General features: G+C 53.0%; 18 protein-coding genes and 1 riboswitch. All 18 genes read left to right on the top strand.

Annotated elements, in window-relative coordinates; translation table 11 throughout:
* Positions 1 to 3: 3 nt before the first annotated feature.
* The 18 genes from prmC to atpA all read left to right on the top strand — a co-directional run bounded on the left by prmC (position 4) and on the right by atpA (position 17,045).
* Positions 4 to 891 carry a peptide chain release factor N(5)-glutamine methyltransferase gene (gene prmC / locus L6H98_RS03890; protein WP_236413710.1) on the top strand — a complete coding sequence of 296 codons (888 nt, stop codon included), beginning with the start codon at positions 4 to 6 and terminating at the stop codon, positions 889 to 891.
* Between the two features lie 82 nt (positions 892 to 973).
* The gene (locus tag L6H98_RS03885; protein WP_236413041.1) at positions 974 to 2,212 is read left to right on the top strand and encodes an FtsW/RodA/SpoVE family cell cycle protein; all 1,239 of its coding nucleotides are present in this window, start codon (positions 974 to 976) and stop codon (positions 2,210 to 2,212) included.
* Between the two features lie 229 nt (positions 2,213 to 2,441).
* Positions 2,442 to 3,659, top strand: a complete 1,218-nt coding sequence (locus L6H98_RS03880) for an FtsW/RodA/SpoVE family cell cycle protein (RefSeq protein WP_236413039.1) — start codon at positions 2,442 to 2,444, stop codon at positions 3,657 to 3,659.
* Between the two features lie 167 nt (positions 3,660 to 3,826).
* Complete coding sequence (gene spoIIR / locus L6H98_RS03875; RefSeq protein ID WP_236413037.1) at positions 3,827 to 4,495, top strand: stage II sporulation protein R; 669 nt, start codon at positions 3,827 to 3,829, stop codon at positions 4,493 to 4,495.
* Between the two features lie 564 nt (positions 4,496 to 5,059).
* A complete protein-coding gene (locus L6H98_RS03870) occupies positions 5,060 to 6,181 on the top strand; it encodes an L-threonylcarbamoyladenylate synthase (RefSeq protein ID WP_236413708.1) in 1,122 nt (373 codons plus the stop codon).
* 544 nt (positions 6,182 to 6,725) lie between these two features.
* Positions 6,726 to 7,286, top strand: a complete 561-nt coding sequence (locus tag L6H98_RS03865) for a manganese efflux pump MntP family protein (protein ID WP_236413035.1) — start codon at positions 6,726 to 6,728, stop codon at positions 7,284 to 7,286.
* Positions 7,287 to 7,570: 284 nt separating this feature from the next.
* Complete coding sequence (locus tag L6H98_RS03860; protein ID WP_236413032.1) at positions 7,571 to 8,143, top strand: low molecular weight protein arginine phosphatase; 573 nt, start codon at positions 7,571 to 7,573, stop codon at positions 8,141 to 8,143.
* Positions 8,144 to 8,262: 119 nt separating this feature from the next.
* A riboswitch (ZMP/ZTP riboswitch) is annotated at positions 8,263 to 8,345 on the top strand.
* Between the two features lie 136 nt (positions 8,346 to 8,481).
* Positions 8,482 to 9,075 (top strand): TIGR01440 family protein, encoded by a 594-nt coding sequence (locus L6H98_RS03855; RefSeq protein ID WP_236413031.1) that lies wholly within the window; start codon positions 8,482 to 8,484, stop codon positions 9,073 to 9,075.
* Positions 9,076 to 9,105: 30 nt separating this feature from the next.
* The gene (gene glyA / locus L6H98_RS03850; RefSeq protein WP_290371422.1) at positions 9,106 to 10,356 is read left to right on the top strand and encodes a serine hydroxymethyltransferase; all 1,251 of its coding nucleotides are present in this window, start codon (positions 9,106 to 9,108) and stop codon (positions 10,354 to 10,356) included.
* A 205-nt stretch (positions 10,357 to 10,561) separates the two neighbouring features.
* The gene (upp, locus tag L6H98_RS03845) at positions 10,562 to 11,191 is read left to right on the top strand and encodes a uracil phosphoribosyltransferase (protein WP_236413027.1); all 630 of its coding nucleotides are present in this window, start codon (positions 10,562 to 10,564) and stop codon (positions 11,189 to 11,191) included.
* Positions 11,192 to 11,233: 42 nt separating this feature from the next.
* On the top strand, positions 11,234 to 12,391 hold the full coding sequence (gene wecB / locus L6H98_RS03840) for a UDP-N-acetylglucosamine 2-epimerase (non-hydrolyzing) (RefSeq protein WP_236413026.1): 1,158 nt from the start codon (positions 11,234 to 11,236) through the stop codon (positions 12,389 to 12,391).
* A 187-nt stretch (positions 12,392 to 12,578) separates the two neighbouring features.
* Positions 12,579 to 12,833 carry an AtpZ/AtpI family protein gene (locus tag L6H98_RS03835; protein ID WP_236413025.1) on the top strand — a complete coding sequence of 85 codons (255 nt, stop codon included), beginning with the start codon at positions 12,579 to 12,581 and terminating at the stop codon, positions 12,831 to 12,833.
* Positions 12,826 to 13,206 carry an ATP synthase subunit I gene (locus tag L6H98_RS03830; protein ID WP_236413024.1) on the top strand — a complete coding sequence of 127 codons (381 nt, stop codon included), beginning with the start codon at positions 12,826 to 12,828 and terminating at the stop codon, positions 13,204 to 13,206. The genes L6H98_RS03835 and L6H98_RS03830 overlap by 8 nt, the downstream gene beginning before the upstream one ends.
* A gap of 40 nt (positions 13,207 to 13,246) precedes the next feature.
* Complete coding sequence (gene atpB / locus L6H98_RS03825) at positions 13,247 to 14,065, top strand: F0F1 ATP synthase subunit A (protein WP_236413023.1); 819 nt, start codon at positions 13,247 to 13,249, stop codon at positions 14,063 to 14,065.
* A gap of 75 nt (positions 14,066 to 14,140) precedes the next feature.
* Positions 14,141 to 14,365, top strand: coding sequence for a F0F1 ATP synthase subunit C (atpE, locus tag L6H98_RS03820; protein WP_090903513.1), 225 nt, complete (start codon positions 14,141 to 14,143; stop codon positions 14,363 to 14,365).
* A 115-nt stretch (positions 14,366 to 14,480) separates the two neighbouring features.
* Positions 14,481 to 14,969 (top strand): F0F1 ATP synthase subunit B, encoded by a 489-nt coding sequence (gene atpF / locus L6H98_RS03815; RefSeq protein ID WP_236413022.1) that lies wholly within the window; start codon positions 14,481 to 14,483, stop codon positions 14,967 to 14,969.
* Positions 14,966 to 15,514 (top strand): F0F1 ATP synthase subunit delta, encoded by a 549-nt coding sequence (locus L6H98_RS03810; protein ID WP_236413021.1) that lies wholly within the window; start codon positions 14,966 to 14,968, stop codon positions 15,512 to 15,514. The genes atpF and L6H98_RS03810 overlap by 4 nt, the downstream gene beginning before the upstream one ends.
* Positions 15,515 to 15,530: 16 nt before the next feature.
* Positions 15,531 to 17,045: a F0F1 ATP synthase subunit alpha gene (gene atpA / locus L6H98_RS03805; RefSeq protein ID WP_236413019.1), complete on the top strand. Its 1,515-nt coding sequence runs from the start codon at positions 15,531 to 15,533 to the stop codon at positions 17,043 to 17,045.
* Positions 17,046 to 17,263: the final 218 nt, after the last annotated feature.

Raw genomic sequence — 17,263 nt, 5'->3', positions numbered from 1 at the left:
GTGATGACGCCGGAGCAGAGCTGCCGGGAAGCCTTCGTGGAGGCTTCCTCTTTTTTGGAGAAGTGCGGCGTGACAGAGCCGCACAATAACGCCCGGCTGCTGCTGGAGCATGTACTCGGCCTCGAAGGGGCCGCGTACTACATGAAGCTGCCGGAGCCGTTCCCCGGCGAGCTGCGCAGCCGCTGGGAAACGGCCGTGACGCGCAAGGCCGCGGGCGAGCCTGCGCAATACATCATCGGCAGCCAGGAGTTTTACGGGCTGCCGTTCGAGGTCACGCCGGCCGTGCTGATTCCGCGGCCGGAGACCGAGCTGCTGGTCGAAGCCGTGCTGCGCGCGGCCGACCGCGTGTTTGCCGCCGGCGACGCGGTGCGCGCCGTCGACGTCGGCACGGGCAGCGGGGCCATCGCGGTGACGATGGCCGCGCAGCGCCCGCGCTGGCAGGTAGCCGCCGGGGACATCTCGGCGGCGGCGCTGCAAGTGGCCGCGCGGAACGCGGCGGCGAACGGCGTGCGGATCGACTTCCGTGAAGGCGATCTGCTGGCCCCGTTCGCGGGGGAGCGGCTGGACATCCTGGTGTCCAACCCGCCTTACATCCCGGCGGAGGATATCGCCGGGCTGCAGCCGGAGGTGCGCGACCATGAGCCGCGCACCGCGCTGGACGGCGGGCCGGACGGGCTCGCGCCGTACCGGATCATGCTGCGGCAGCTCGCGCTGCTGCCCGCGCCGCCGCAGGTGATCGGCTTTGAGCTTGGCCAAGGGCAGGCGCGCGACATTGCAGCCATGCTGGAGGCTGCCGGACACTGGCCGGAAATCGTCATCGTGCCGGACCTTGCCGGCATCGAACGTCACGTCCTCGGAATTCGCGCTTCGGAACCGGTGACAGAAGTGTAAGATTCGGCGGGTTTTCTTTTTGCCGCGAAATCCTCTACAATGGATATACCGAAGATTGTCGATATTTGGGGGAACGTAACGCATGCTCGATAAATTTAAAAAAATTGATTACACGATCGTCTTTATATTGCTGGTTCTGATGGCGATAAGTATCTTATCCATCTACAGTACAACGTTTGGCCGGCCTAAACTTGAATCACTCACCAAGGGTGCCGTGATGTTTTACATTTTGGGTTTTGTCGTCTTTTTTGGCATCTCGATGATTAACTACAACTTCATTATCAAAAATTACTTGTACATTTACGGTGCCGGCATGGCTTTGCTGGTCATCGTTACTTTCTTCGGTAAGGAGTACTATGGTGCCAAAGGTTGGTTGTCTGTATTTGGTGTCAGTTTGCAGCCTGCCGAGCTGTTCAAGCTCTGCCTGATCGTGTTTCTGTCAGCGCTGCTGGCGCGAAAGCCGAATCGGCGGCTGTATTTCGGCAGGGATGTCATTCCGGTATCCTTGTGCGTATTACCGCCGTTGCTGCTGGTCTTGCTGCAAAATGACTTGGGGAATGCACTCAGCTACGTGGTCATCCTGATCGGATTGCTCTGGATCGGCAACATTAAGTTTACGCATGCGTTGATCGGATTCGTCATTGCGGTTGCTGCTTTTATCGGCGGGACCCAGGCTTATATCCATTACCACGACGAAATCGTCAAGTTTCTGAAGGATATCGGCCGATCGCACTGGGCAGACCGCTTCGATCCTTGGCTTGTGCCGGACCAGACGTCACGGGACGTCTTGTGGCAAACGTATAATGCCAAGCTGGCTATCGGCTCGGGCGGCATTACTGGTAAAGGATATATGCAAGGCACGACCATTCAATCGAATCGCGTGCCTCTGGCTTATGCGGATTCCATCTTTGTACAGATCGGCGAGGAATTCGGTTTTGTCGGAGCGTCCGTACTGCTCTTGTTATACTTTATTCTCATTCACCGTCTTGTACTGATTGCACTGGAGTGTAAGGATCGAGCCGGACCTTATCTCATTGTGGGCATTATTGCCATGCTGCTCTACCAGATCTTCGTTAACATCGGTCCGTTTATTGGTCTGATGCCGCTGACAGGCATCACGCTGCCGTTTATCAGTTCTGGGGGTACTTCGCTTATGTTGAATATGCTTAGTATGGGGATCGCTATGAGCATCAAGGTGCATACCGAGGAGAATGAAGACATTCTCGGCACGACGGAGCAGCCAACCATCAGCGAACTGTTTGTGAAGCTGTTCAAGCGGAAGCGGCCGCAATCTGAGGAAGAACAAGGGGATCTTGCCTGAACGATAGGCTGAGGTGATCCTCTGAACGGCAAGCCACCGTGGGATCGCCCTAACTTCACGGAATATGCATCACAAAATAACCCCGAAAGAAGAAGTGGAGTCATCCGCTCGTTCTTTCGGGGTTATTTCCATTTGTTCATTGTATTGGATATAATAGTGTTGCATCTGGGAAAAATTTCTTGATGCCTATTCCGTTTGTATCGCGTAAAGGTCGAGGGGGAACAACGGCATGTGGAGCTTGTTGAAGAAGATGGATGGCGTTATTCTGTTCGTGCTGTTCCTGTTGATGATATTTAGCGTGGTTACGGTATACAGCGCTGTGCAGGCAAGTCCGGAACTGGGACGCCATCATATAAAGACACTGTTATTTTATGTCGCTGGTTTCGCAGCCGTGTTCGGTATTGGTCTGGTTAACTATAAGCTGTTCATTAAGTATGCGTTCTGGATTTACTGGGTCGGTATTCTGTTGCTGATCCTCGTTCATTTTGTCGGGAATGCCATCAACAATGCCAATGGGTGGTTGCAGATCGGATCGTTCTCCCTTCAACCTGCGGAGCTGTTTAAGCTGGTGCTGATTTTGTTTCTGGCCAAACTCCTGCTGATCAGGACGAAACGGCCGCTTGGCTTCTGGCGGGATGTCGTTCCCATCGGATTGTGGACGTTCCTGCCGTTTGCTTTGGTCATGGCTCAGAACGATCTGGGCAACGCGCTTGGTTACGTTGTTATTTTGGCGGCCGTGCTTTGGATCGGGAATATCAAGCTGTCTCACGCTCTGATCGGTTTGGCGATCATAGGGGGTTCAATATTTGGCTTTGTACAGGCGTATACGACATACCATGATGAGATTTATACGTTTTTGGAAGCGGCGGATCGGGAGCATTGGGCAGAGCGGATCGATCCATGGCTCGTACCGGAGAAAGCGACGGCGAAGGCTTCCTGGCATACGAAAAACGCCGGGCTTGCGATCGGATCGGGCGGCATTACCGGGAAGGGGTACCTTCAAGGAACTTCGGTTCAAAGCGGAAGGGTGCCCTATACGTATTCGGATTCCATTTTCGTGGTCATTGCCGAGGAGTTCGGCTTCGTTGGCGGTTCGGTGCTGCTTCTGCTCTACTTTATCCTGATCCACCGGATGGTGCTGATCGCGCTTGAATGCAAGGATCGGACCGGACCTGTCATCATTGTGGGCGTGATCGGCATGCTGCTGTATCAGGTTTATGAAAATATCGGCGCATTCCTCGGCCTGATGCCTTTAACGGGAATTACGCTGCCCTTCATCAGTTACGGCGGGACGTCGCTGCTGATCAATATGGCGTGCATCGGATTTGTGATGAGCATCAAGCTGTACGGGCATGAAGAGGACGATGATTTTGGTTTTGCGGAACAGAGGAGCGGATTGTGGGGCCGGTTAAAAGGCAGGATGGGAACAGGCAAGATGACGGGATGATCCGGACGTGGTTGGTTCAAACGTACGGGAGAAGCGCCGGAATATATATTTTGCAATATTGCTAGATTCGTGAATTTAATAGGTTTACTTTCGTCTCCCCCGGGCATACTGATAGACATGAGAGAGTTGCAGGGAACATGACTACGGGAGCCAAGGGGGAGAACGGGATGAGCAGACGATTCGTGAAACAAATTGGACTTATTATAGCCTGTCTTATGATGGTAATTATGATGTGGGAAGGACATAAAACGGATGCAGCCGTAGCGGCCGCGAACATTCCGGAGCAATCGATCCGTTTGCGCATTTTGGCCAACTCGGATTCCGCCGGAGACCAGCTCGTGAAACGCGAGATTCGCGATGCTGTCGTTGCCCAGATGGATCAGTGGGTATCGGAGCTGGACAACCCGCAGAGCATCGAGGATGCGCGTGCTGTCATCCGTCGCCATTTGCCCGAGCTGGAGGCGTTGGTGGGAGCGGAGCTTAAGAGTCGCGGGCTGAACTACGATTATCAGGTGGAGCTTGGGGTGGTTCCTTTTCCCACCAAACTGTATGGGGGTACCGTATATCCCGCCGGGGATTATGAAGCAGTGCGCGTAACACTGGGTAAAGGCGAGGGGCAAAATTGGTGGTGCGTTCTTTTTCCGCCGCTGTGCTTCATCGATGCAGGTACGGGCGATGCGTTGGCCAAGCCGACGACGGCGTCTGCCGCCGCTGCTGCCGAGCCTGGAGCTGCTAAAACCGCCGCGTCTGTTCAGGACGCTGCTCCGGAAGCGCGCTTCTTCTTGTGGGATTTGGCGGTCAATGTCTGGAGCTGGGTAACCGGATGGTTTGCTTGATGTTCATATCGATTCAACCGGGACGGTCTCCAAAGTGGGCACTGTCCTTTTTTTACGGCATGCTGCGCGGCAGCGAGCCCGTCCGGGAGCAGCAGGGATGTGTTATAATTGGGGAACGACGCTGTTACCATATTTGTTGCAGGAAGGAACCTGACGAATATCTTGCGTTTGCAACGAAGAAGGATAAATACTAATGTACTGATGTTTGTTCGAGCGCTGGTGGCGTATAACTATATAAACCACAAAAACATACACACGCTAACGGAGAGGCAGAACCAATCTGAAGAAGCGGGGCTTGCGTATTTATCACCGGATTTTCCCTTAAAGAAAGAGGATTCGAAAAAAATCTGGGGATAAGAGCGATCGGAAGTTCGTACTGCATTCGCAGTGGCCTTGTGTGATTGATAGTGCGGTTTATATAGTATCCGTGCGAGCGAACATAACCTACTATGAACGTTTGGGAATGATGAATAGATGAACAGAGAACAAGAAGCGATGCAGCCGTTAAGCAACACGAATGGAAATGCAGGAGAGGCGGGCGTTGGTTTTCAACAAGGCCAGCCGATGAAGGATACGGTCATTTGGGACGTGAAGGTGCTGATCAACCCGGAAGATGGGGATGGAAAAAGGGAGAGCGCTTCTGCAAGGCAGCAGGCGCTCGCCGACTTGCAGGCTGCCGCAGCCTGCCTACGTCAAGGGGAAACCGTTGCCTTCCCGACCGAAACGGTGTACGGCCTCGGTGCGGATGCGCGCAGCACGGCAGCGGTGGAAGCCGTATTCGCCGCCAAGGGGCGGCCTTCCGACAACCCGCTGATCGTGCATATTGCCCGCCGCGACCAGCTGGATCCGCTGGTGACGGAGGTCAATGCCACTGCGGAAGCGCTGATGGATGCGTTTTGGCCTGGACCGCTTACGCTGGTGCTGCCTGTTAGAGAAGGCGCGGTATCGCCTCGCGTCACCGCCGGATTGGATACAGTGGGCGTGCGCATGCCGGACCATCCGGTTGCGCTGCAGCTGATCGCGGCGGCGGATTGCCCGGTCGCCGCGCCAAGCGCCAACCGCTCGGGGCGGCCAAGCCCTACGCTCGCGTCACATGTGCGCGAGGACCTGGCTGGCCGCATCGGCGGCATTGTGGACGGCGGCCCCACAGGGGTGGGCGTCGAGTCCACAGTGGTGCAGGCCGGTGACGACGGTACCGTCACCATCCTGCGCCCTGGCGGCATCACGGCGGAGCAGCTGTCCGCCGTGGCCGCCCGCGTCGCCACGGACCCGGGCCTGCTGGCCGAAGGGCCCGAAGGCGACGATCGCCCGGTGCCGCGCTCGCCGGGCGTGAAGTACACGCACTATGCGCCCGTTGGCGCGCTGTGCGTGGTGGAGGGGCCGCCTGATGCGGTGGCGGCCTGGATCGGCGCCGCCCTCGCGGAGGCGGCGCAGCGCGGGGAGCGCACCGCAGTGCTGGCGTTCGCCGAGCACGCGGAGCAGTACCGCGCCGACGCAGTGTTCTCGCTGGGCGAAGCCAGCGAGCTGGAAGAAGCTGCGCGCAGGCTGTACGCCGCGCTGCGCAGCTGCGATGAGCAGGGCGCCACGTATATCGTGGCGGAAGCCTGCTCGCGCGAAGGGCTTGGCGCAGCCGTCATGAATCGGCTGCTCAAGGCGGCGGGCCACCGACTGATTCAGGTCGGATGACCCGCCGGGAGCGGCCCGCGGCGCTATGCTCAGGTGCGTTGCACCGCGCTTTCGCGGCTCCACCGCAGCATGCCCGGTCAGACGCATCACCTCCAGTCGCCTCGACCTCGCCCGTGCTTACAGGGCATGCACCACGCTTTGTTCTGCGCCTGCCCGGTCGGTCTGCCGCACCCCGTTACGTCCCGTCCAGCTCTAACGAACCCTGGTCACGTTATTTGGCGCGAATAGCGCGCGTGATTGTGCAGCGAACCTGAAGCACGCTATGGGATATGAAATGGCGTGTAAAGGCCACTTTCAGCGAAATAACGTTACTGAAGCTCGTTAGAATTGGAACGGTCATCATTTTGGTGAAATAAGACTGCTGATGTTCGTCAGCCTGATTACATCCTCCATCCGCCCATTCCTTCCCGAACGGCGATAAAGCGAATCGTTTGGCCCGACGCTGCCGGGTTTCCGGCAGCCTCTTTAATTATCCCTGGTCATGTTTATGGCCTTGTCCGCATATCGTGTACAAGAATCTTTTACGGGACATGGGGGAATGGGGATGTGGGATGTATCTGCCCATGTGGGGCAGCTGGTAACCATTTTGATCATGGCTGTGGCTCTTGGGCTGGATGCCTTTTCTCTGGGGATCGGCATCGGCATGAAAGGCATACGGTTGCGGGATGTGCTGAAGATCAGCACGGTGACGGCCTTGTTTCACGTCATCATGCCATTGATCGGCATGGTGACGGGCAAATACGTCAGTGCCCTGTTGGGAGACATCACGACATATGCGGCGGGTGGCTTGCTTATTTTGCTGGGTGGGCATATGATCTGGAACGCTTTTCGGGAAGGAGATACCAAGCTGGTTGATCACCGTACCATGCTGGGGGTCACGTTATTCTCGTTCAGCGTAAGCATAGACTCGTTCTCGGTTGGCGTATCGCTGGGCATGTTTAGCAGCAATTTGTTGCTCACCGTGCTGGCATTCGGGATTTGCGGCGGCGTGATGTCCATCATGGGCCTTTTGCTCGGACGGCGTGTCAGTCAAAATCTTGGCGATTACGGCGAGGCTGTCGGGGGAGCGATCTTGTTAGCTTTCGGGCTGCTTTTTATTTTCTGAACGTTGTGCGGTGTACATGTTTTCAACAGGGCTTAACATATCCTATAATAGCAAGAAAGCATCGATAGAATGGGTCCGGTTTATTCGAATATGAAAATATATCGATGGATGCTTGGTCCATAGTTTCATAAAGCATCCGAGTACTGCATGTGAAAGCCGATATTTCAAGCAACAAACGGTTAATCGTAGTTCGCCTGTGCAAAAAAACGCTTCGTTAGCGTTTTTTACGGAATTTATGGCGTTATTCATATATGGACATCATTTTGAATGGGGAGGCTTGCACGATGAAACATATTTTGTTTGTATGCACCGGAAATACATGCCGCAGCCCCATGGCTGAAGGACTGATGCGCAAGCTGGCAGCCGACCGGGGGATCGAGGTGGAGGTGCGTTCCGCCGGGGTTGCGGCGACGACGGGTATGCCGATTTCCCATCATGCGGAAGCGGTTTTGCGGGATCATGACGTCCGCGGCCCCGAACACTCCACGCAGCTGAATGCCGATCTGATCGAATGGGCGGATCTTGTGCTTACGCTGACCAGAGGGCACAAGCAGCATGTTATTCAAGTGTTTCCAGACTCGGTCCACAAAACGTATACGCTGAAAGAGTACGTGGAAGACGATGAACAGGTTATGAACGACTTGCAGGAACTGGACAGCCTGTTCGCCACGCTGGAGATGAAACGAGCGCTCGGCCAGGAAATTTCAGCAGACGAGCGCGAGCGTGCCATCGAGATTCGTCAACGTATCCCGAGCTTTGACATCTCCGACCCGTTCGGCGGGAGCCGGGATGATTACAATGTGGCCGCAGCTGAAATCCGCACCGCGCTGGACCGACTGCTGGACAAACTGGAATAGCGTCTGCGGAGCCTAAGGCTGTTGTTCGTCAAGATGGGATGACATTGTCAAACAGGACATCAAGTGTAAATTTCCCGTTGATTTTAAGCGCGGGTTGATTTATGATGAAATGGAAAACAGGGATCTGGTGTAACTGGCGACAAAAGTGGGTTTAACCACGGTGGAGCACCAGAACAAACGGCCGGTCGCCTGGGCAAAAGAGCAATTCTGCGATACCCGCAGACTGCTCTTTTTTCGTATTTCGTCCGTTTATTCGCTATAATGGTACCTGAAATGCCACGCATGCATGCGAGACAATCCAGAGGAAGCAGGGCATGATTTAATCGGGAGGCGATAGGATGACAACGGAGTTGGATTCGCATCAACCCGGATTGCAGGAGCAGACCGCAGCGGTGTTGCGTGAACTGGCGATTGCGGGCAAGCTTGGGCCTGGGCAGATCGTGGTGATCGGTACCAGCACAAGCGAGGTTGCAGGCAAACGGATTGGTACGGGCGGTGCCTTTGAAGTTGCCCAGCAGCTGCTTGACGGTATTCGCGAGGTACAACAGGAATTCGGTTTCGACACGGCGTTTCAGTGCTGCGAGCATTTGAATCGTGCTCTGGTCATGGAACGTTCGGTGTTGACGCGCCTTGGATTGACCGAGGTGGGAGCCGTTCCGGTGCCAAAGGCAGGCGGCTCCATGGCAGCCGCGGCCTATCGCTCGCTGGCGAAACCATGTCTGGCTGAACATGTGCAGGCCCATGCGGGGGTGGACATCGGAGAAACGATGATTGGCATGCATTTGCGCCATGTTGCAGTACCTTTTCGCACGACTCTTCGCTATATCGGCGAAGCGCGGGTAACGGCCGCGTTGACCCGGCCCAAACTCATCGGCGGGGAACGCGCGGTGTATCGTTTGGACGAAGAGCTTGATTCAACATTTTGTGACTGACTAACTTCATTTATAAACGGGAGGAATTTAATCATGGAACAATTGCGCAAGAGTGACCCGGCAGTACTGGAAGCGATGAATCTCGAATTGAAACGCCAACGCAACAACATCGAGCTGATCGCATCCGAGAACATCGTCAGCGAAGCGGTAATTGAAGCGATGGGTTCTGTACTTACGAACAAATATGCCGAAGGATATCCGGGCAAACGCTACTATGGCGGATGCGAACACGTGGATATCGTTGAGGATATCGCGCGCGATCGCGCAAAAGAGCTGTTTGGTGCGGAGCATGTTAACGTACAGCCCCATTCCGGTGCGCAAGCGAACATGGCGGTATATTTGGCAGCGCTGAAACCAGGCGACACCGTGCTCGGCATGAACCTGGCCCATGGCGGACACTTGACGCACGGCAGCCCGGTCAATGCATCCGGTTTGTTGTACAATTTCGTGGCTTACGGCGTACAGGAAGACACGTTCATGATTGATTACGACGAAGTTCGCAAAGCGGCATTCAAACATCGTCCCCGCCTGATCGTTGCCGGTGCAAGTGCATATCCGCGCACGATCGATTTCGAAAAACTTGCCGCCATCGCCAATGATGTAGGCGCGTTGTTCATGGTCGACATGGCTCACATCGCAGGCCTTGTGGCTGCCGGATTGCATCCAAGCCCGGTTCCGCATGCTCATTTCGTAACGACAACGACGCACAAAACGCTGCGCGGACCTCGCGGCGGTATGATTCTGTGCCGCAAATCGTGGGCAGCGGCGATCGACAAAGCCGTATTCCCTGGTTCCCAAGGCGGGCCGCTGATGCACGTCATCGCATCCAAAGCGGTAGCCCTTGGCGAAGCATTGCAGCCTTCTTTCAAAACATATGCTCAAAACGTCGTGAAAAATGCGCAAGTTCTGGCTGAAACGCTCATCAGCGAAGGCTTGAACATCGTGTCCGGCGGTACGGACAACCACTTGATGCTCATCGATACTCGCAGCGTGAACATCACGGGTAAAGAAGCGGAGCATGTGCTCGATTCCATTGGTATCACCGTCAACAAAAACGCCATTCCTTTCGATCCGACCAGCCCGTTCATCACAAGCGGCATCCGGATCGGTACGCCTGCGGCAACGTCGCGCGGCATGGATGAGGAAGCGATGGTTGCGATCGGTAAAATCATTGCCAAAACGTTGAAAAACCCGAAAGATACAGCGATTCTGGATGAAGCGCGCAGCGAAGTAACGAAGCTGACCGACAAATTCCCGCTGTACACTGACCTGAAATACTAGAATTTACTTCTTCAAGGACCGGACACTATGTTTCCGGTCCTGTTTTTGTAGGATTCGTTTTTCTGTAATGATTCGATGTCCTTGGAGGGTGTAATTCGGTGTGGGTGATGATATAATATACAGGATTTATCGGGCCGGATGAATGATCGTCAGGCGATATTGGATAAGCTGTACATTGAAGAACTTACCGGAGGGACAAATTAAGATGCGAAAATTGGTAATATGTGATCATCCTTTGATTCAACACAAACTGACGTTTATTCGCGACATGCGTACAAATACGAAAGATTTCCGCGAACTCGTGGACGAGGTAGCCACATTGATGGCCTACGAGATTACGAGAGAGATTCCGCTGGAATCGATCGACGTTCAGACTCCTGTTGCCCAAACGAAAGGAAAAGTGATTTCGGGCCGCATGCTCGGACTGGTGCCGATCCTTCGCGCAGGCCTGGGTATGCTGGATGGCGTCGTGAAATTGCTGCCTGCAGCGAAGGTTGGCCATGTCGGCTTGTTCCGTGACCCGGAAACGCTGCAGCCTGTCGAATACTACACCAAACTGCCTACGGATGTGACGGAACGCGAGTTGATCGTGATCGACCCGATGCTGGCCACCGGCGGATCGGCCATCGCGGCGATTGACGTGCTCAAAAAGCGCGGCTGCACCCAAATCAAAATGATGAACCTTGTAGCAGCACCGGAAGGCGTAAAGGCTGTTCATGATGCTCACCCGGATGTGGACATTTACGTGGCTGCATTGGACGAGTGCCTGAATGACCATGGATACATCGTTCCCGGACTGGGAGATGCAGGAGACCGCCTGTACGGCACAAAATAAGCGCACGTCTCTGTGCGGTAGTAGAAAAGGGGCTTTGCTCGAATGTCCAACAAAATCAAAGTAATGACGATTTTCGGCGTGCGGCCGGAAGCGATCAAAATGGCTCCGCTCATTTTGGAACTGCAGAAGTATCCTGAATCGATCGAGTCGATCGTGTGCGTAACGGCACAGCATCGCCAGATGCTGGATCAGGTTCTCGAGGTGTTCAACATTAAACCGGACTACGATCTGGATGTCATGAAAGAACGTCAGACGTTGAACGAAATCAGCATCCGCGTATTGCAAGGGCTCGAACCTGTACTTCGCGAAGCGAAACCGGATATCGTATTGGTTCATGGGGATACGCTGACGACGTTCCTGGCCAGTTATGCCGCTTTCATGCAGCAGATTCAAGTGGGGCACGTGGAAGCTGGGCTTCGGACATGGAACAAGCTTTCTCCATATCCCGAAGAGATGAACCGTCAGCTTACGGGCGTATTGGCAGATATGCATTTTGCGCCGACGGACTGGTCTGCCTCGAACCTCGCCAAAGAAAATAAACCGGAGTCTAGTACCTACGTCACAGGCAATACGATCACGGATGTGTTTCAATATACAGTACGGCAGGGTTATACACATCCGGTACTTGATTGGGCGCAAGGCAAACGCCTTGTGCTGATGACAGCTCACCGCCGTGAATCCCAAGGCGAGCCTCACCGCAACATTTTCCGGGCCGTCAAACGGATTGCCGACGAGTTCGAAGATATTGCCATCGTGTACCCGGTGCATCCAAGTCCTGCTGTGAAGGAGCCGGCTCACGAAATTTTGGGAGATCATCCCCGAATTAAACTTATTGATCCGCTAGACGTAGTGGATTTGCATAACTTTTACCCGCATACTCACTTGATTTTGACCGATTCAGGCGGTTTGCAGGAAGAAGCGCCTTCGTTTGGCGTGCCTGTCCTTGTTCTTCGGGATACGACGGAGCGTCCCGAGGGCATCGAAGCTGGCACCCTGGAGCTTGTCGGGACGAGTGAGGAACGCGTTTATGAACGGACACGGGCTTTGCTAACGGACGATACACTCTATGAAAGCATGAGTCAGGCTGCTAATCCGTACGGTGACGGACAGGCTTCGGAAAGAATTGTCAATGCGATTTTGCACCATTTTGGCAGGAAAGACGAAAGACCGGAATCATTTCACAGAAAATTCAAAAAATAATTTACTTTTTTTGTTCGATTCACGAAGGGTACAGCATACAGTTAAACTGTACGGTTTACGCGGGTTTATGGGCTTTTGTGGGCTTATAAATCCGTCGTTTTACCCTTTAAAACGCTAAAATCATTCAATTGACAAAGGCTCTCATCATTCAGTAAAATTAACTGGGATTGCAAGGGTGGCGTGGAAAATGGCCGATTCGAACAAACCAAATTCATCCCGTAACCATGACGATAACGTGTGGAAAGCGATGGGGCTCGTGACAGCTTTTGGGATCGAGATTGCCGTCCTCGCCGTTGCCGGATATTTCGTCGGCTCCTGGGTAGACAAGACCTTTGGAACTACCGGAATATGGACCGCCGTAAGCGTTCTCTTTTTTCTGGCGGCAGGCGGCGTGAGCATCTACTTTATCGCGAAAAAATTCATGGGGGAAAGTGATGAGTGAACTAACCAGACTTCGCAAATGGATGACAGTGTGCGTTATGACCATCCTCATGATCTGTTTCCTGATTGCCGCATTGTTTCCCGACATCCAGACGATCGCAGTCGGACTGGCTTTGGGCGTAGGCATCAGCTGGATCAATGCTTCCTATCTCGGACGTAAAGTGAGGATTATGTCGGAAGATGCGGCTGGGGGTAATTTGAAGAGGGTAAATCTGGGATTTTTGACAAGGGCGGCACTTGCGGTGCTCGGTGTTTTTCTGGCGATGCGGTATCCGCAGTACTTCAATACATACGCGGTCGTGGGTGGCCTCGTCTTTGCGCAATTTTCCCTCCTATTTATAGGGATCATCTTATCCCGCAACACAGAATCATAGAACTGAACCGAATTGAACGCGAGAAAGGGGTGAGAAAAATATGCATGAAGCTCCCATTATTGATCTGGGTGGATTCAGACTGGACTTGTCGGTTGTACTGATGCTGGTGGTGACTAGCTTAATCGTCTTTATCATTTGTAAACTGGCGACAAGAAACTTGTCTGTAGACAACCCAGGTAAAATGCAGAACTTTTTGGAATGGGCCATCGAGTTTGTTCGCAACCTGATCTCGAGTACGATGGACATGAAGAAGGGCCAGCATTTCCTTACTCTGGCAACAACCATGATTATGTTTATTTTTGTGGGTAACATGCTTGGGCTTCCTTTTGGGGTAGTCACTGGCATGACTGATGTAAGTCAGGCACAGATTGCGGGTCAACCGATCGTAAGTGCTGTCGAAGCATTCAACGAAGCGCATGAGAAAGATCCGAATGCTCACCCTCACATTGAGATTGCTTGGTGGAAATCACCGACCGCAGACCTTTCTGTGACGATGGGACTGGCACTTATTGCGTTTGTGATCGCTCACGGTCTGGGATTGTTCAAAAATACTAGAGCGTATCTCAAACACTACTTCCAGCCGCATTGGTTGTTCTTCCCGATTAACATTATCGAGACGGCATCCAAACTGTTGACACACGGAATGCGTTTGTTCGCAAACATCTTTGCGGGCGAGGTTCTCATCTCAACCATCATGAAACTGACGGCTTTCAAATGGATTGGTGCAATTGCGGCGATCCCGCTGTTGGCTGCATGGCAAGGATTCAGTATCTTTATCGGTGCCATTCAGGCATTTGTCTTCGTAGTACTGATGATGGTTTATATTTCACAGACCGTCGAGTCTCACGACGAACATTAAGATTCAAGTCCAAACGGATTAGCCCTGCAGGACTGAACTATAAAATTTAACGATTATTCTAAGGAGGATATACAAATGGGAGCAATGGCATTATTGGCAGCAGCAATTGTTGCAGGATTGGGCGCACTTGGCGCAGGTATCGGTAACGGTTTGGTAATCAGCAAAACAGTTGAAGGGATCGCTCGTCAACCAGAAGCGAAATCCACGCTGCAAACAACAATGTTTATCGGGGTAGGTTTGATCGAGGTATTGCCGATCATCGGTGTGGTTCTGGCGTTCATTTTCTACGGCGCGGCTTAATAAAATCAATGCAGGTTTGGCGGGGAAGGCCACAGCCATCCGCGCCTTCTTTTTAGGTAGCGTCCGTAAACCCGGAAATGCAGCCTGAGGATATCTCCAGGAAGGAGTGAACAGATTGAGTTTCGTATGGGAAAATACAGTTCTGGCGATCATCGCTTTTGTTATTTTATATTGGCTGCTTAGCCGTTATGCATTTGGCCCGCTTTTCTCCATCATGGAGAAACGTCGCGAACTCGTAATGACGCAGATGAATGAGGCTGCGCAGACTCGTGATCAAGCTCTTGCCTATGTTGAGGAACAAAAGAAAGCTTTGGAACAAGCGCGCAAAGAAGCTTACGATATTATCGAGCAGTCCAAACAAACAGGAAACAAGCAAGCCGAAACGATTTTGGCCGATGCCAAATCCGAAGCGAATCGCCTGAAAGACGATGCAGTGCGTGAAATCGAAAGCGAGAAAAACAAAGCGGTTGCGGCATTGCGCAGCGAGCTGGGCTCTGCTTCGGTACAGATCGCTTCCAAACTTATCAAAAAAGAAGTTGAGAACGGTCCTGCACAAGAAGAGCTTGTGAACCAATACCTCAATGAGGTAGGGGGCAGAAAATGAGCCGCGATACGATTGTTGCCAAACGTTATGCAAAAGCATTGTTTGAAGTGGCGCAGCAGCAACAACGCGTGCTGGAAACGGAGCAAGAGCTGCGGGCGGTTGTTGTTGCACTGACCGGGGATAAGGAGATCGGCAAGTTTATCTCTTCTCCTAACATTTCGGATGAGGCAAAACGGAATGCGCTGCACGCCAGCCTTGACGGTAAAGTGTCTGAGTCCGTCCTGCGAACTGTCCTGCTCCTGATCGAGCGCGGACGCGTTGATTTGCTGGATGCTCTGCTGAGTGATTACGTGAAGATCGAGGGAGAGTCGCTGGGCATTGCCGATGCGCTCGTATACTCGACTTATGCGCTGAATGAGGAAGAAAAACAAGCGGTTGCTCGCGAATTCGGCGGCCGTGTCAATAAACAGGTACGTATTGAAAATATCGTTGATCCGAGCCTCTTGGGCGGATTGAAAGTCGCCATTGGCGATACGATCTATGACGGCAGCTTGTCTGGCAAGCTCGAACGTCTTGAGCAGTCTTTTAATAGACGAGTACAGTAGATTGGGGTGAGGACACTTGAGTATCAAACCAGAAGAAATCAGTACATTGATTAAAAGCCAGATCGAACAATACAAAAACGACATCGATGTCGTTGAAGTAGGTACGGTTATTGAGGTCGGCGATGGTATTGCCCGTGTATACGGACTTGAGAACGTCATGTCCAACGAGTTGGTTGAGTTCCCAAGCGGCGTAATGGGTCTCGCCATGAACGTTGAAGAGAGCAACGTCGGTGTCGTTATCCTGGGACCTTACTCCGACATTCGTGAAGGTGACCAAGTTAAGCGTACAGGTCAAATCATGCAAGTGCCTGTTGGTGAGGCATTGATTGGACGCGTTGTGAATCCGCTCGGTATTCCGGTGGATGGCAAAGGCCCAATCGCAACGACGGAATTCCGTCCAGTGGAAGGCCGTGCACCAGGCGTAATGGATCGTAAATCGGTTCATGAGCCGATGCAAACGGGGATCAAAGCGATTGACGCTATGGTTCCAATCGGTCGCGGTCAACGTGAGTTGATCATCGGTGACCGTCAAACAGGTAAAACATCCATCGCGATCGACGCGATCCTGAACCAAAAAGGCAGCGGCATGAAATGTATCTACGTTGCTATCGGTCAAAAACAATCTACGGTTGCGCAGGTTGTTGAAACGCTGCGTCGCAGAGGCGCAATGGAATACACGATCGTTGTAACGGCATCGGCTTCCGATCCGTCACCGCTCCTGTACATCGCTCCTTACTCCGGTTGTTCCATGGGTGAATACTTCATGTACAAAGGTGAGCACGTTCTCGTTGTATATGATGACCTGACCAAACAAGCGGCAGCATACCGTGAGTTGTCCTTGCTGCTTCGTCGTCCTCCAGGCCGCGAGGCTTATCCGGGTGACGTATTCTACTTGCACTCCCGTTTGCTGGAGCGCGCTGCGAAGCTGAATGATGAGCTTGGTGGTGGTTCTTTAACCGCATTGCCATTCATTGAAACACAGGCTTCCGACGTATCCGCATATATCCCGACCAACGTAATCTCGATTACGGACGGTCAGATCTTCCTGGAGTCCGATCTGTTTAACGCAGGACAACGTCCGGCGATCAACGTGGGTATTTCCGTATCCCGTGTCGGCGGTTCCGCTCAGATCAAGGCGATGAAAAAGGTTGCAGGTTCCCTGCGTCTCGATCTCGCCCAATATCGCGAGTTGCAGGCGTTCTCCCAATTCGGCTCCGATCTGGATAAATCCACGCAGGCGCGCCTGAATCGTGGTGCTCGCATGATGGAAATCCTGAAGCAAGGCGTAAACCAGCCTCTGCCTGTAGAACAACAGGTAGTCAGCTTGTATACGGCGGTCAAAGGATATCTGGATGAAATCCCTACAGGCGACGTAACTCGCTTCGAACGTGAATTCCTGGCGTTTATGGTGAGCTCGCACCCTGAGATTCTCCAATCCATCGTGGACAACAAAGATTTGACTGCAGACAACGAAACGGCTCTGAAAGCTGCGATCGAGCAATTCAGAAAAAGCTTCGCTGCCTCGCACTAATATAGAAATGCAGCTGCGGAGTTGATATTACGATTCCGCATGTCTGCGTGTACCGACTTCAGTATGTAGTCCATATGAGAAGTTTTGACGCTGTGAAAACTTGATGTTGAAGCTTTCGAAGTAACTTTGGCTCTGCCAAAGTTAGGCTTATGCTTACGAAGTAGTTTTGACTCTGTCAAAACTTGAGTTTATGCTTTCGAAGTAACTTTGGCTCTGCC

The sequence above is a fragment of the Paenibacillus sp. JJ-223 genome (assembly GCF_927798175.1).
Taxonomy (GTDB): domain Bacteria; phylum Bacillota; class Bacilli; order Paenibacillales; family Paenibacillaceae; genus Paenibacillus; species Paenibacillus hubeiensis.
This window is presented reverse-complemented; position numbering and strand designations above follow the sequence as displayed.